Here is a 15,576-nt window from a genome sequence, read left to right as displayed (position 1 = left end):
TCAATTTGTAAATAAAAGTTTTGTATTATTATGTAATATTAACTATAATGAAAATAAGTTTTTATTTTAAAAAATATATAGTAGGAGATTTATAATGAGCTTTGATAAAAAAGAATATATATATGATTCATATAAAGATAAGTTTAGAACTAAGGTTACAAGTTGTAAATTAAATGATAATCAACAATTTGAAGTAATATTAGATAAAACTATTTTTTATCCAGATATGTTAGGTGGTCAACCAAAGGATAATGGAACTATAAATGGTTTAAAGGTACTAGACGTTTATGAAAAAGATGAAGAAGTAATCCATATACTAGATAATTATGTAGAAGGTGAGGTATTATTAAAAATAGATTTTGATAAAAGATTTGACCATATGCAACAGCATACGGGGCAACATTTATTATCTTGTTCATTTGCACATTTATTTAACGCTAAAACTATTGGCTTTCATTTAAGTGGTGAGTACACAACAATAGATTTAGACGTTGATTTTTTTACAAATGATATGATAAAAGATGTTGAGTTTTATGCAAATCAAATTATTTATGATAATTTAAAAGTTGAAACAAAAATATTATCACATGAAGATGCAATGAAAACCGGACTTAGAAAGCAACCTGTTGATGATAAATTGATTAGGGTTGTTAAAATCGGAGAAAAAGATAATGTTGCTTGTTGTGGTACACATGTGAATTTTACAGGAGAGATAGGAATAGTTAAAATTGTTAAATATGAAAAATACAAATCTGGAACAAGAGTAGAATTTTTATGTGGGAAAAGAGCATTAATAGATTATATAAATAAAAATTTAGATATAAATAAGTTAGCAAATAGTTTTTCTTGTCATAATACTAAGCTTGTTGAAAATATAGAAAAGCATAGATTAGAAAACTCAGTAGCTCTTAAAAAAATAAATTCTCTTCAAAATAAGTTATATGATTATAAAGCTAAAGAATATATAGATAATGCAAAAGTTTTAGGAAATATAAAATATATTTTTGTACAAAATAAAGATAATGATATTAAAGAAGATAGGATGATTATATCAAAAATTATCGAAAATGATAATTTTTTATGTGGATTTGTAATTAAAAATGGTAATAATTTAAATTTAATAATTGCTCAATCTTTAAATTTAAATTTAGATATAAAAAGTGTTTTTAAAGAATGTTCTTCTTTGGTGGGTTTGAAAGGCGGAGGAAATAATAGAATGATTCAAGGAACAAGTAAAAGTTCAGACAAATTTGATGAATTGTTTAAAATGTTATGTAAAATATATACAATGTAAGGCTAATATGCTAAAACACAATCAAAAAAAAGGAATTATTATGAAAAAAACTTGCGAATTAATAAAAAAAATAAAATAAAATAAATGATTAAATCAAGGAAATAAAATATGTTACTTAGTTTTAATTAGTTAATTTTGAAATTATATAAATTTTACTTGCAAATTAATAAAAGGTATTGACTTTACACGAAAAATTATATATTTTATAATAGGTAAAGAAATAAGTAGGAGGTAAATAAATTGTCTAATGATAAGCTTAATGAGTTAATCGAAAAAAGAAAAATAGTTGAACTAGGCGGCGGAGAAAAAGCTATAAAAAAACAACATGATAGCGGAAAACTTACAGCCAGAGAAAGATTACTAAAGTTGTTAGATGCAAATAGTTTTGTTGAAATGGATACATTTGTTGAACATAGATGTGTAAACTTCGGCATGGAGAAAAAAACAGCACCAGGTGAAGGTGTTGTAACAGGCTATGGCACTATAGACGGAAGATTGGTATATGTGTTTGCAGAAGATTTTACTGTAATAGGTGGTTCTTTGGGAGAAATGCATGCAGCAAAAATTGCAAAAGCACAACAAGCTGCATTGAAAGTAGGAGCTCCAATAATAGGAATCAATGATTCAGGCGGAGCAAGAATTCAAGAAGGTGTTGATGCTTTATCAGGTTATGGAAAAATATTCTACAATAATACTTTAGCTTCAGGTGTTATACCACAAATTTCAGTTATTCTAGGACCTTGTGCAGGTGGAGCTGTATATTCACCAGCATTAACAGATTTTATATTCATGGTGCAAAACGTAAGTAAAATGTTTATAACAGGTCCACAAGTTATTGAAACTGTAACAGGTGAAAAAGTTTCAGCTGAACAACTTGGTGGAGCAATGACACACAATAAAGTGAGTGGTGTTGCACATTTTGTAGATGATAGTGAAGATGCCTGTATTGAAAGAATTAAATTATTACTAAGCTTCTTACCACAAAATAATTTAGAAAATGCACCTGCATTTGATTGTCAAGATGACCTAAATAGAATTGATGAAAAATTAAATTCTATTATACCTGATAATACAAATAAGGCATATGACATGAAAGAAGTTATTTTTACACTTGCTGATAGAGGTGAATTCTTAGAATACCAACCATATTTTGCAGAAAATATCATAACTGGATTTATGAGAATTAATGGTAAAAGTGTTGGAGTTATAGCTAACCAACCTAATAGATTAGCAGGATGCTTAGATATAAGCGCATCTGATAAAGCTTCTAAATTTATTAGAACTTGTGATGCATTTAATATTCCATTATTAACATTAGTTGATGTACCAGGTTTCTTACCAGGAACTAATCAAGAATTTGGTGGAATAATAAGACATGGTGCAAAAATGCTTTATGCGTATAGTGAAGCAACAGTTCCAAAGGTAACAGTTATAACAAGAAAAGCTTACGGTGGTTCTTATTTAGCAATGTGTTCTAGAGATTTAGGAGCAGACGTTGTTTATGCATGGCCAACTGCACAAATAGCGGTAATGGGTCCAGATGGAGCTGCAAATATTATATTTAGAAAAGATATAGCATCTGCAGAAGATAAGAATGCTAAGAGAAAAGAAAAAATTGATGAGTATAGAGATACTGTAGCAAATCCATATATTGCAGCAGCAAGAGGTTATATAGATGATGTTATTGAACCATCTACTACAAGACAAAGAATTATTTCTGCATTCAATATGCTTGAAAGTAAAAGAGTTCAAAGACCTACAAAAAGACATGGAAATATTCCATTGTAAAATGAGGTGAAAAAATGATTAAAGACTTAACGAATTTAACAATGTCTGAAACTGTATTTATTACTATTTTCAGTATGGTTTTAGTTTTCTTAACATTGCTAGCTATATCTTATATTATTGATTTAATGAGAGTATGTATAACTAGAAAAGATAAGAAAAATGTAACTAATGTTCCTACTCAACCAGCACAAGCTGTTGTTGAAGAAATTGTAGAGCAAGATGATACTGAATTGGTTGCAGTTATAACTGCGGCAATTGCTGCAATGACAGGTAAAAGTGCAAGTGGTTTAGTTGTAAGGAATATAAAAAAGTTACCAGATTTAGATGGAGCTTGGTCAAAAACAGGTAAAATAGAACTTATGAGATAATAAGAGTAGGAGGATTAATTAAATGAAAAAATATAATATAAATGTAAATGGAAAAATGTATCAAGTAGAAGTAGAAGAAGTGGGTGCTTCAAATGCATCATTCACACCAGCAAAACCAGCACCAGTGGCAGCTCCAACACCAGTGGCAGCTCCAACAGCAGCTGCACCAAAAGCAGCTCCAGTACAAGGTGCTATGGCTTCTCCAATGCCTGGAACTATAGTGGATATAAAAGTTTCAGAAGGTCAATCTGTTAAAGCAGGAGACGTATTAATGATTCTTGAAGCAATGAAAATGGAAAATGAAATAGTAGCACCTTCAGATGGAAAGGTTGTTAAAATTCATACTTCAAAAGGAGCAGCTGTAAGTACAGGTGACGCATTAGTAACATTAGGATAGTCAAAAGGAGGGGACTTTAATGTCAGAGATATTAGAGATATTAAAACAATTCTGGGTTGGTACAGGCTTATCTCAGTTGTTTCAATTAGATACAGAGTTATTCGGTATTATGCTACCAGGAGAATTAATAATGATAGGTATTGCTTGCGTTTTCCTATATTTAGCTATCAAAAAAGGATACGAACCATACTTATTGATACCAATAGCATTTGGTATGTTGCTTGTAAACTTTCCTTTTGCTGATCTTATGGTAAAGCCGGAAGGTACACAAAACGGTGGATTATTGTATTATTTATATCAAGGTACCAATTTAGGTATTTATCCTCCGTTGATATTTTTATGTATAGGTGCTGGAACTGACTTTGGTCCGTTAATAGCTAATCCTAGAAGTTTACTTCTAGGGGCAGCAGCACAGTTTGGTATATTTACTACATTTATAGGTGCAATAGCATTAGGATTTACTGGTTATGAAGCAGCATCTATTGGTATAATTGGTGGAGCAGACGGTCCAACAGCATTATATTTAACATCACAGCTTGCACCTAAATTATTAGGTCCAATAGCTATAGCGGCTTATTCATATATGGCATTAGTTCCAATTATTCAGCCACCTATAATGAAGGCTTTGACTACTGAGAAGGAAAGAAAAATTAAAATGGAACAGTTAAGAGTTGTTAGTAAAACTGAAAAAATACTTTTCCCTATTATAGTTACAATATTTGTTGTATTATTACTTCCTTCAGCAGCAGCTTTAATAGGCATGTTAATGCTTGGTAACTTATTGAAAGAATCAGGTGTTGTACCAAAATTAGTTGATTGTATACAAAATTCTTTAATGTACATAGTTTCTATTTTACTTGGACTTACAGTTGGTGCAAAAGCTAGTGCGGAAATGTTTTTAAGAGCTGAAACATTAGAAATAATATTATTAGGACTTATTGCTTTTTCTATAGGTACTGCATCAGGAGTATTGTTAGGAAAGCTTATGTGCAAGCTTTCACATGGTAAAATTAACCCGCTTATTGGAGCAGCTGGGGTTTCAGCAGTACCAATGGCAGCTAGAGTAGTTCAAAAAGAGGGACAAAGATACAATCCTGCAAATTTCTTATTAATGCATGCAATGGGACCGAACGTTGCAGGTGTTATAGGTTCAGCAGTTGCAGCAGGAATTATGTTAATGTTCTTTAGTTAATTCAAATAAATAAAAAAGATTATCTTTATGATAGTCTTTTTTATTATTCAGTTTTAAAATATTTGAAATTTAAAAACAGATGTTTACTTAACAGTTTTGAGGGTAAAAATTATTTAAATGGCATAATAAATGTTGAGGAGATTCTGCTATGAAAAAAGTAATTAGGCATTGTGTATATATTATTATAGTTTTGAATTTTATTTTGTGTAGTAATATGTTAGTTTTTTCATACACAGGAAGTTGTACAAATGATAAATTATATGAAAACAATATAATAGGGGGTGTATTGTTTCAAAATAATGGTGTTTTTTGCGATATAACAATTGAAAAAACTATTGTAATTGGAATAGTTATTGCTATAATGATAATTGCAAGTATAGTTTTAATAAGAAAGAGGACAAATTATGCTATGTCGCTAGAGAATGCACTGTATACAGATAGAATTACAGGATACCCAAACTTTGAAAAATTTAGAATTGATGCAAAAAAAATTATAAAAAACAACGAAAATAATTTATATGTACTTGTTTATTGGGATATACAAAATTTAAAATATATAAACGATAAGTATGGCAGAAAAATGGGTGATAAGTTATTAATATGTATAAATAAGGAAATTTATAATCTAATGAGTGATGGTGAAATTGTAGCAAGAACAGGTGGGGGCAATTTTGTTGTACTTACCAAATATGAAACAGTAAATTTGTTTAAGAAACGTTGCTACGGAATGCTTAATGTATTGAGGAATGCTGTAATAAAAGTATGTGACTGTTATCCAATTATTTTTAGAAGAGGTGTGTATTTTATTGGTAACAGAAAAATAGATATTGATACAGCAATTGATTACGCAATATTTGCACAAAAAAAGATTGGTACTGTGCACAGTCATGGTACATATTTTTTTAATAATAAAATGCATAAAAAATTAGAACTTGAAAAACAATTAGAGCAGGATATGTATGCAGCTTTAGAGTCAGAAGAGTTTGAAGTATATTATCAGCCAAAGGTTGATATAGAAACAGGATATATTGTGGGTGCTGAAGCATTAGTAAGATGGAATCATCATCAAAAGGGATTGTTGATGCCTAATATATTTATTCCGTTTTTTGAAAAGAATGGTTTTGTATGTAAATTGGATTTGTTTGTTTTTGAGCAACTTTGCAAACACCAAAAAAAATTAGTTGAAGATGGGCATAATATAATTATTTCAAGTAACTATTCAAGACAGCAATTGCAAAGCGATAAACCACCACTTTTATATGCGGAAATGGTTAAAAAATATAATCTTAGTCCGTCATTATTTGAAATTGAACTTACAGAGGTTGGCGAAATTGATGAAATTGAATCAGTAATAAAACACGCTAAACAATTCAAAAATGCTGGGATGAGGATTTCAGTTGACGATTTTTGTAGTGGCAATTCGTCTCTACAGTTATTATATAAGTTACCAATAGATGTGTTGAAAATGGATAGAAGTGTCATTGAAATTGGTGCATTAGATGGAATAGAAGGAGCTATTATAAAAAGTATTGTAGATATTTCACATAGCAATGATATAATTATAATTTGGGAAGGCATTGAAACTAAGGAACAAGAAAATTATTTGAGAAAAATGAATTGTAAGTATGCTCAAGGCTTTTTATATGGTAAGCCTATGCCTTTTAATAAGTTTTGTGAGTGGCTTAAAGAGCATAAAAGTAGATAAAGATTTGTATTTTATAAAATATTATGTTAAGCGATATTATTTTGCATAAGGTTATGCGGGTATGGCGGAATTGGCAGACGCGTTAGATTCAGGTTCTAATGGCTTTTTAGCTATGCAGGTTCAAGTCCTGTTACCCGCACCACAAGAAAAAACAGTCGAGAGACTGCTTTTTTTGTGTTTAAAACATAGGGACTTGAATTTATATATGGATTTTATGAATATATTTTATTATCAAATCATTATAAAAATTGTATTTTCACAGGGAATAATCACCTTTTCAGTCGACTATAATCTACTGTATGGCATTATTTTCTAAATAGTAGATTTAAAGCTGCAAGGTTATACTAATATAATTACTCGATAGGTTATAACTAAAATGACATATAATTGCCACATTTATATTATTCTAAATGGAATTTTATATGATATAATAAGATTTTAGATAGGAGGGATTTTTATTAAAGATAAATTGATATATATTGCCGATGATGATAAAAATGTTTGTCAGCTATTAAAGAGTCAACTTTTAAGCGAAAATTACTTGGTTGAGACATTCTATGATGCAAATAGCTTACTATCAAAATTTTTGCAAAATTCATGTGATCTTGTTATCACTGATATTATGATGCCAAAAATATCTGGTTATGAGTTGTGTAAAGAGATTAGGAAAATTAGTGATATACCTATAATAATGATTTCAGCAAAAGATGAAGAAATTGATAGGATTCTTGGATTAGAACTTGGGAGTGATGATTATATTTCTAAGCCATTTAGTCTTAGAGAAATATCTATAAAAGTCCGAAATATGTTACACCGAGTAAATAATAATTTTTTATGTAATACTGATAATCGTTTGTTTTGCAAAGATGTTGAGATTATTAAATCAAATAGGGTGGTTTTAATTCACGGAGAAGAGTTTATTACTACAGTCAAAGAATATGACTTGCTTGAATTATTAATAGCAAATAAAAATCAGGCTTTTTCCAGAGAAAAAATTATTAAAAAAGTATGGGGTTATGATTATTTTGGAGATACTAGACAAGTTGATCACCTTATTAAGAGATTAAGGAAGAAAATGCTTTTAGCTGAAATAGAATGTAAAATTGAGACCATATGGGGATACGGTTACAAGGTGAGTGATTAGTATGAAAATAGGAAAAAAACTAATATTATCGAATTTCCTTGTTACTTCAATTAGTATGATTATACTATCTATTATTATCTCAGCTATTGTAAGTAATTATATTGAGGATGGAATTGCAAGTGATATTATTAAGGATAATAAAACTATTGTAGAAGCCCTTTCATATAATAAATATATAAAATATAATAATGGTGCTATTTCAGTAAATTTAAGGTATTTTGATAAAAATCAAAAATTACCAGTTGTATCTGCAATTTTCAATATGAATGAAAATCCTGAACTGATAAATACTTCAAGTATAATTTCAAAATTAAATATACCGGATAATGAACTTAAAAATATGTATAACAAAGATATAAAGCAAATATATGAGATTAGAATTTTGGGAAAGTCTTTTCTAGCATATAATGATTCAGTTGAAATAAGCTATGAAGGAGATAAATATACTCTTTTAGTTGTAACTTTAATATCCAATGAAAATGTTAAAATGATTGTAAATCAAATTGTTTATGTTTTGATTATTGCTATAGTTGCTATTAGTATTTTAATAGTGATTATAAATAGGTTTTCAGAAAGAATGATAACTCGTCCAATAGATGTATTAATAAAGACAACAGAAAAATTTGCTTTAAGGCACTTTGATGAAAAAGTAGTTTTGCAAACTGGTGATGAATTCGAAACGTTGGCATTTGCTATTAATGACATGGCTGAAAGCCTTAAGAAGCAAGATGTTGAGCAAAGAAAGTTTTATGAAAATATTTCACATGAGTTAAAAACACCTTTGACTGTTATTAGTGGATATGCTCAGGGAATCAAAACTAATATTATTGAAGATAATGATAAAGCACTTGATATTATCACAAATGAATGTAATTGTTTAAAGAAACAAATAGAAAATATTATATACTTAAGTAAACTAGATACAGTTAAAGATGCTTTTAATTTTCAAAAAGTAAGTATTAATAAAATTATCACTAATGTTCTGGATAAACTTGATAGTCTGATTATCATAAATGACCTTGATGTATTTTTTGAACCGGTAGAAAAATTATGTCTAAATGCAGATGAAGAAAAAGTGACTAGAGCATTTATTAATATTATTTCAAATTGCATCAAATATACAAAAGATTCTATCTATATCTCTATTGAAAACGTGGATAAATTTATAAAAATAGAGGTTTCAGATAATGGAAAAGGGTTTAGTGAATCTTTATTACAAAATCCATTTTCTCGATCAATAATTGGTGAGAAAGAAGGATCTGGTATTGGATTATCTATTATTAAAAAAGTTATTGATGGACACAATGGAATGATTACTTTGAGAAATAAGTCTGAAGGTGGTGCAGTCTTTATTGTAAAACTTCCACACAAGCAATTCTGATAATGCCATAATTATGCCATAATTAGAACGTTTTTATTACCAATTTAATTGATATACTAATTGTACATTAACAATAGTTGATGAATACAAACAAGAAAGGTGATATCAATGAAAAAAGTATTTATTTTAGCAATGGCAATAATGCTTGTCGTAATCGGAACAGTGTCTGCAAGTGCAGCTACAAGCGAAAAAGAAGGAAAAGTGTTGAATTCAAAAGCTGAATATGCTCAAGAATTTGCAGCTCAAGCAGAAGAAAAAGGAATGACAGTAGAGGAATACAAACAAGCTTTAGCAGACAGTAAAAAAGATGCTAAACCAAAAATGACTAAAGAAGAATTTGAAGCACAATTAGCAGCAAAGGGTATGACTGTTGAAGAGTATAAAGCACTAGTTTCGGAGAAATTTGCAGCTCAAGCAGAAGAAAAAGGAATGACAGTAGAGGAATACAAACAAGCTTTAGCAGACAGCAAAAAGTAAAGTAGCAAAGGAATTTTTCAATTGCAGTTTAAATTTACCATCGTAACGTTGGACGAAATCACGGTTTGAGTTATTTACTTAGACCGTGATTTTTTATCTTATTTTATATGTTGTATTGCTTGTTACTGAAATAATGATATAATATGTATCATATGCTATAAAAATTACTATAAAATGGAGATAAAATTAATTGAAATCAAACTCTTTATTAATGACAGAAGGTAAAATATATTCAAAAATAATCAAATTTGCATTGCCAATGTTTTGGGGAAACTTATTTCAACAGCTATACAATATTGTTGATGCCTTAGTTGTAGGAAATTTCGTAGGAAGAGATGCACTTGCAGCTATAAGTTCCACAGGTTCGTTAATATTTTTAATGGTAGGTTTTTTTGGAGGAGTGTTTAGTGGAGTAGGTGTTGTTATATCAAAGTATTTTGGTGCAAGAGATTTAGAAAATGTAAAAAAGTCGGTAGGAAATGCTATGGCATTTGGTATTATATCAGGTGTAATTTTAACGATAGTAGGTACTGTGTTTACTCCGCATATTCTTAGACTTATGGGAACTCCAGAATCTGTATTTTCAAATGCAGTATTATATGTAAGAATATATTTCTCAGGGGCTATTTTTATTGTGATGTACAATACCGCAAATGGTATATTTCAAGCTGTTGGCGATAGTAAGCATCCACTTTATTTTTTGATTACATCATCAATAGTAAATGTAATGTTAGATTTGCTTTTTGTTGCAATTTTAAAAATGGGTGTAATGGGTGCTGCATTTGCTACCGTAATTTCTCAAGCAGTAAGTGTTGTACTTGCATTTCATAGATTAACAAAAGTAAAAGATGTTTATAAAGTAGAATTTAAAAATATACATATTGACAAAGAAATATTAAAAGAAATGTTACTTATAGGTTTCCCGTCCGGTATACAGAATTCTGTTATTGCACTTGCAAATTTAGTGGTACAGTCGAATATAAATGGTTTTGGACCTGTTGCAATGGCAGCATGTGGTTCATATTCTAAAATCGAAGGGTTTGCATTTATACCAATTACAAGTTTTGCTATGTCTATGACTACATTTACAAGTCAAAATATAGGAGCAAAACAATATGAAAGAGTAAAGAAAGGAGCAAAATATGGTATAATGACGTCTGTTGCCTTAGCAGAAATAGTAGGATTAATATTTTTTATATTTGCTCCGATATTTATTGGGTTATTTAGCAAAGAATCTGAGGTTATTTTAATTGGTACTAAGCAAGCTAGAACAATTTCTTTGTTTTATTTTCTTTTGGCTTTTTCTCACAGTATAGCAGGTATTTTAAGGGGAGCAGGCAAATCAAAAATACCAATGTTTACAATGCTTATATGTTGGTGCATTATTAGAGTATCATATATAACAGTTGCAACTCATTTTATTAATGATATAAAAGTTATATTTTGGGCGTATCCATTGACATGGTCTTTAAGCTCAATACTATTTTTGATTTATTACTTAAAGGCTGATTGGATGTATAGGTTTTAATAAATTTTTATATGATGAGGCTAGTGGAGTATAACAATACTTATAGTTATATGATTATATAAAAGAAAAAATTAAAATTATTGTTGACAAATAACTAACTGTTATGTATAATAATCTTTGTTGTTAAAAGCTAACCAAGCGGGTATGGCGGAATTGGCAGACGCGCTAGACTTAGGATCTAGTGGGAGACCGTGGGGGTTCAAGTCCCTCTACCCGTACCAAAGAAAAAAAGAGTCGAAAAGATAACACTTTTCGACTCTTTTTTTGTATGCTATAATATTCTTATTATTTATATAAATAATTAGAAAGAAGTGATTGAATGATTTTAGCACCAAAATTAAAAAAGGGAGATACTATTGCTGTATTTTCTCCATCTTCACCCGCAACTGCAACCGTAAAAAAACGCTATTCACGAGGAAAACAATTTTTGGAAAGTCAAGGTTTTAATTTTTTTGAGGGATATCTTACCGGAAAACAAGATTTTTATCGCTCTGGAAGTATTTTGGAGCGTGCTACTGAATTGAATGAACTTATATATAATCCAAATGTAAAATGTATTATGGCAGCTATTGGAGGAATGAATTCTAATTCAATTTTACCTTATGTAGATTATCAAGCATTAAAAGAAAATCCTAAAATAATAATTGGTTATTCAGATGTTACTGCATTACTATTGGCGATTTATGCTAAAACAGACTTAGTTACTTATTATGGACCTGCTGTTGTTGCATCTTTTGGAGAATTTCCACCATTTGTAAATGAAACATTTCAGTATTTTTCAAATGTTACAATGGGAAAATCGCATGTACCATATATTATGCCTACACCTGAGTGCTGGACTGACGAATTTTTAGATTGGAAAACTCAAGATAGAGGAAAAACTCCAAATAAAAACACTTTAATAACCTTAAATGAAGGCAAAGCAAAAGGAAGAATAATTGGTGGTAATCTAAACACTATGCAAGGAATTTGGAATACAGAATACATGCCAGAAATAAAATGCGGAGATATATTGTTTATTGAAGATTCTCTAAAAGATATAGCAACTATTGAACGCAGTTTTTCATTGTTAAAACTTAGCGGTGTTTTTGATAAAATCGGAGGTTTGATATTGGGAAAGCACGAATTATTTGATGATTTAAAAACAAATAGGAAACCATATGATGTGTTAAAAGAAGTAATGGGAAATGTAGATTTTCCTGTGCTTGCTGAATTTGATTGTTGTCACACGCATCCAATGTTGACCATGCCAATTGGATGTGAAGTAGAATTGGATGCAACAAATAAATGTGTAACGGTATTAGATGATTTTGTTAGTATATAAAATCATTCTTTATACAAGTAAATATACATACAATATATTTACTTGTGATATAATTATTTAACTATTATTTAGTAACAAAATATTATAATGATTAATATTAAATAAACGAATTGGGGTGAAAAACATGAGTAATTACTGGTCAAATTATATTCAGACTTCTGAAGAGCTGTACAATAACAGAAGTCTTAGATTTAATGACAATAATAAAGAAATGTGGTTAAATGCAATTGGCGTAAGAAACCAACAGAATATATTGGAAGTTGGATGTGGAGGAGGAGTATTCTGTCATAGGATTAATTCATATGTAGGTGATGTACATATTACAGGTATTGATTGTGATGAACAGCATATTCAATATGCAAAGGATAAAAATTTGGAATTAGGCTTGAATTGTAAATTTATTGTTGGAGATGCTACAAACATGCCATTTGAAGATAATTCATTTGACTTGTGTTTTTCACATACAGTTGCAGAACACGTACCTCATAAACTATTTTTCGACGAGCAATATAGAATATTACGAAATAATGGAAGAATAGTAGTGCTTTCAGTTAGACCAAAACTTCAAATTAGGTATGACAATTTATTAAATATTAGCAAAGAAGAAAAATTATTATGTGAAAAGGCATTTAAAAATACAGATGATATATTTGAAAAATTTGATATTGGCAAATTTGAAGTGGATGAGCATGAGTATCCTAAAGAATTAGAAAAAGCAGGATTTAGAAATATCAATGTAGATTTATTAAATATTATGAGCTATGCACCGGATAATTACAATACATCTCCAATAACAGCAATTAATCAAATAAACGATAATAGATTAGAAGCCTTGTCAGGTGTGTATAAAGTACTTAATCTGTCTCCAAATTCCTTGACAATAGAGGAAAAAGATAGACTTATAGAACTAATTAATATTAGATTTGATAAGAGAATTGAGCAATATAAAAACAATGAAAAAATCTGGGATTTTAAAACAACAGCAGTTTTAGTTATTAGTGGATATAAATAAGTAAAAAAATGAGGTTTATATGTTCCCAGATAAAATATATTTTGAGCCACAAATTATAACTTATGAGTTAGGTAAATATTTAAGAGAAAAATATAAGGACAAAGAGTGGATTGAAATAAAAAGTCATAACAAAATAGAAGAATTAAGAACAAATTCAAACAAAGAGTTTCCTAATATGAAACAACATTTAATTATAGGGGTTAGAAAAACACATAAATATACTGAAAACTTCAAAGTTTCAAATTATATTGTTCCATATACATCATCTGGCTGTAGTGCTATGTGTTTATATTGCTATTTGATGTGTCACTATAATAAATGTTCCTATCTTAGAGTATTTGTAAATAGGGAGCAAATGTTAGATAAACTCATAAAATTCTCAAATAAAAGTGATAAAGACTTAGTATTTGAAATAGGTAGTAATAGTGATTTAGTATTGGAAAATAATATTACAAATAATTTGGTGTGGACTATGAGAACTTTGCTAAGAGTAAAAAAGGTTTGATTACTTTCCCAACTAAATTTGATATGATTGAGCCTTTATTGCCACTTAATCATAATGGTAAAGTAATTGCAAGGATTAGCGTAAATCCAGAAGAAATTATTAGAAAAGTAGAATTTGGTACATCATCTCTTAAAAATAGAATTAAAGCTATAAATCAATTGTGTGAGGCAGGTTATAAAGTTGGATTATTGATTGCACCTGTTGTACTACTTGATAATTGGAAGGAATTATATTCAAAACTAATTGATCAGCTTGCTGATGAATTATCAGAAAAAGTTAAAAACCAAGCAACAATTGAAATAATATTTATGACATACAGTTTTATTCATAAAGTAATTAATCAAGATACATTTCCAAATGCAGTAGATTTATATGATAAAGAAATAATGACTGTAAGAGGACTGGGAAGGTATTGCTATAAAAATGAAATTAGAGTAGATGTAGAGGAATTCCTAAGAAAGCAACTTTTAAAAAAATTAGAGAATATGAATATTTTATATGTAGTATAATGTCAAAAGTTGTAATTTTTCATATATTTATTAGTATAACCAGTAAATATATAGCATTTATATTTAGAAGGAGTGTAATAATGAATAATGAAATTATAATAACAGAAAGGCTTATAATTAGAGAGTTAACTATAGGTGATTTAATAGATTTTTATAAATTAGAAAATGATCCTCAGGTTAGAAAATATATACCAAATATGTATAGGTCAACTTTTAATGAGTGCAGAGATAACCTAAGAAAGCATATAAATAAATATAGTTATAATAGTGGACTTCACACATGGGGTGTGGTTTTAGAAGAAAATAAAGAATTTATTGGTATTACAGGGTATAGGTATTTGAAAGATTTAAACGCAGTAGAAATAGGGATTAGATTGTTGCCTGATTATTGGAGTAAGGGTTATGCAACTGAAAGTGGTAAAGCATTATTAACGTATGGATTTACAGAATTAGGGTTAAAAGAAATTATTGCTATGGCTCTCCCAGAAAATAAAAAATCAATGAAGTCGTTAGAAAATATAGGTATGGAATTTGAAGGATATGGATATTTCAGAGGTTCCTTAGTAGCCTACTTTAAAAAAGAAAGATATAATTTTATTTGTTAATACTATTTGTTATTTATAATCTAGAAATATAAGTTTTAGTATATATAACTTTTCTAATGATTTAATATAGATATTTTAGTCTTGATATATATTGATATTTTAACACATAATAAAAGTTGCATGGTTAAAAAACGAATGAAAAAAGTTATTTATGTATTGACAAAATACAAAAGATATGATAAATTAAGTAAGTCCCTAGCGAAGAATATTAGTAATGAGACGAAAAATAATTCAAAAAAGTTCTTGACAAACTTTGATAGAGATGGTAAACTAATAAAGCTGTTGAGAGACAGCAAAGCATTGAAAAATGAACCTTAGACAATAAAACAGCATAAGAACAACCTTTA

14 protein-coding genes, 2 tRNA genes and 1 pseudogene are annotated in these 15,576 nt (G+C 28.9%); all 17 read left to right on the top strand.

The genetic code is table 11. The features are described from left to right. Positions 1-94 precede the first annotated feature (94 nt). The 17 genes and pseudogenes from JYG23_RS06045 to JYG23_RS05965 all read left to right on the top strand — a co-directional run bounded on the left by JYG23_RS06045 (position 95) and on the right by JYG23_RS05965 (position 15,547). Positions 95-1,294, top strand: coding sequence for a DHHA1 domain-containing protein (locus JYG23_RS06045; RefSeq protein WP_207237591.1), 1,200 nt, complete (start codon positions 95-97; stop codon positions 1,292-1,294). Positions 1,295-1,534: 240 nt separating this feature from the next. Next, on the top strand, positions 1,535-3,082 hold the full coding sequence (locus tag JYG23_RS06040; protein WP_207237590.1) for an acyl-CoA carboxylase subunit beta: 1,548 nt from the start codon (positions 1,535-1,537) through the stop codon (positions 3,080-3,082). Between the two features lie 14 nt (positions 3,083-3,096). After that, on the top strand, positions 3,097-3,450 hold the full coding sequence (locus JYG23_RS06035) for an OadG family protein (protein ID WP_207237589.1): 354 nt from the start codon (positions 3,097-3,099) through the stop codon (positions 3,448-3,450). Between the two features lie 22 nt (positions 3,451-3,472). Further along, positions 3,473-3,847: a biotin/lipoyl-containing protein gene (locus JYG23_RS06030; RefSeq protein WP_207237588.1), complete on the top strand. Its 375-nt coding sequence runs from the start codon at positions 3,473-3,475 to the stop codon at positions 3,845-3,847. Positions 3,848-3,866: 19 nt separating this feature from the next. Beyond that, positions 3,867-5,039 carry a sodium ion-translocating decarboxylase subunit beta gene (locus JYG23_RS06025; protein ID WP_207237587.1) on the top strand — a complete coding sequence of 391 codons (1,173 nt, stop codon included), beginning with the start codon at positions 3,867-3,869 and terminating at the stop codon, positions 5,037-5,039. Between the two features lie 148 nt (positions 5,040-5,187). Further along, entirely contained in the window at positions 5,188-6,744 is a 1,557-nt protein-coding gene (locus JYG23_RS06020) for a GGDEF domain-containing phosphodiesterase (protein ID WP_207237586.1), read from the top strand. 55 nt (positions 6,745-6,799) lie between these two features. Continuing rightward, a tRNA-Leu gene (locus JYG23_RS06015) sits at positions 6,800-6,886 on the top strand. Positions 6,887-7,213: 327 nt separating this feature from the next. After that, positions 7,214-7,888, top strand: a complete 675-nt coding sequence (locus JYG23_RS06010; protein WP_242631642.1) for a response regulator transcription factor — start codon at positions 7,214-7,216, stop codon at positions 7,886-7,888. 1 nt (position 7,889) lies between these two features. Further along, complete coding sequence (locus JYG23_RS06005) at positions 7,890-9,269, top strand: HAMP domain-containing sensor histidine kinase (protein ID WP_207237585.1); 1,380 nt, start codon at positions 7,890-7,892, stop codon at positions 9,267-9,269. A 108-nt stretch (positions 9,270-9,377) separates the two neighbouring features. Beyond that, the gene (locus JYG23_RS06000) at positions 9,378-9,746 is read left to right on the top strand and encodes a hypothetical protein (protein WP_207237584.1); all 369 of its coding nucleotides are present in this window, start codon (positions 9,378-9,380) and stop codon (positions 9,744-9,746) included. A 190-nt stretch (positions 9,747-9,936) separates the two neighbouring features. Continuing rightward, complete coding sequence (locus JYG23_RS05995; RefSeq protein WP_242631641.1) at positions 9,937-11,274, top strand: MATE family efflux transporter; 1,338 nt, start codon at positions 9,937-9,939, stop codon at positions 11,272-11,274. Between the two features lie 138 nt (positions 11,275-11,412). Next, positions 11,413-11,495, top strand: a tRNA-Leu gene (locus JYG23_RS05990). 98 nt (positions 11,496-11,593) lie between these two features. Continuing rightward, positions 11,594-12,598, top strand: coding sequence for a S66 peptidase family protein (locus JYG23_RS05985; protein ID WP_207237583.1), 1,005 nt, complete (start codon positions 11,594-11,596; stop codon positions 12,596-12,598). Between the two features lie 124 nt (positions 12,599-12,722). Further along, the gene (locus tag JYG23_RS05980; RefSeq protein ID WP_207237582.1) at positions 12,723-13,610 is read left to right on the top strand and encodes a class I SAM-dependent methyltransferase; all 888 of its coding nucleotides are present in this window, start codon (positions 12,723-12,725) and stop codon (positions 13,608-13,610) included. 19 nt (positions 13,611-13,629) lie between these two features. Beyond that, positions 13,630-14,624 (top strand): annotated as a pseudogene (locus tag JYG23_RS05975) (radical SAM protein). Positions 14,625-14,704: 80 nt separating this feature from the next. Beyond that, positions 14,705-15,229: a GNAT family N-acetyltransferase gene (locus JYG23_RS05970; protein ID WP_207237581.1), complete on the top strand. Its 525-nt coding sequence runs from the start codon at positions 14,705-14,707 to the stop codon at positions 15,227-15,229. Positions 15,230-15,364: 135 nt separating this feature from the next. After that, positions 15,365-15,547 carry a hypothetical protein gene (locus JYG23_RS05965; RefSeq protein ID WP_207237580.1) on the top strand — a complete coding sequence of 61 codons (183 nt, stop codon included), beginning with the start codon at positions 15,365-15,367 and terminating at the stop codon, positions 15,545-15,547. Positions 15,548-15,576: the final 29 nt, after the last annotated feature.

This window comes from Sedimentibacter sp. zth1 (genome assembly GCF_017352195.1).
Classification (GTDB): Bacteria; Bacillota; Clostridia; order Tissierellales; family Sedimentibacteraceae; genus UBA1535.
This window is presented reverse-complemented; position numbering and strand designations above follow the sequence as displayed.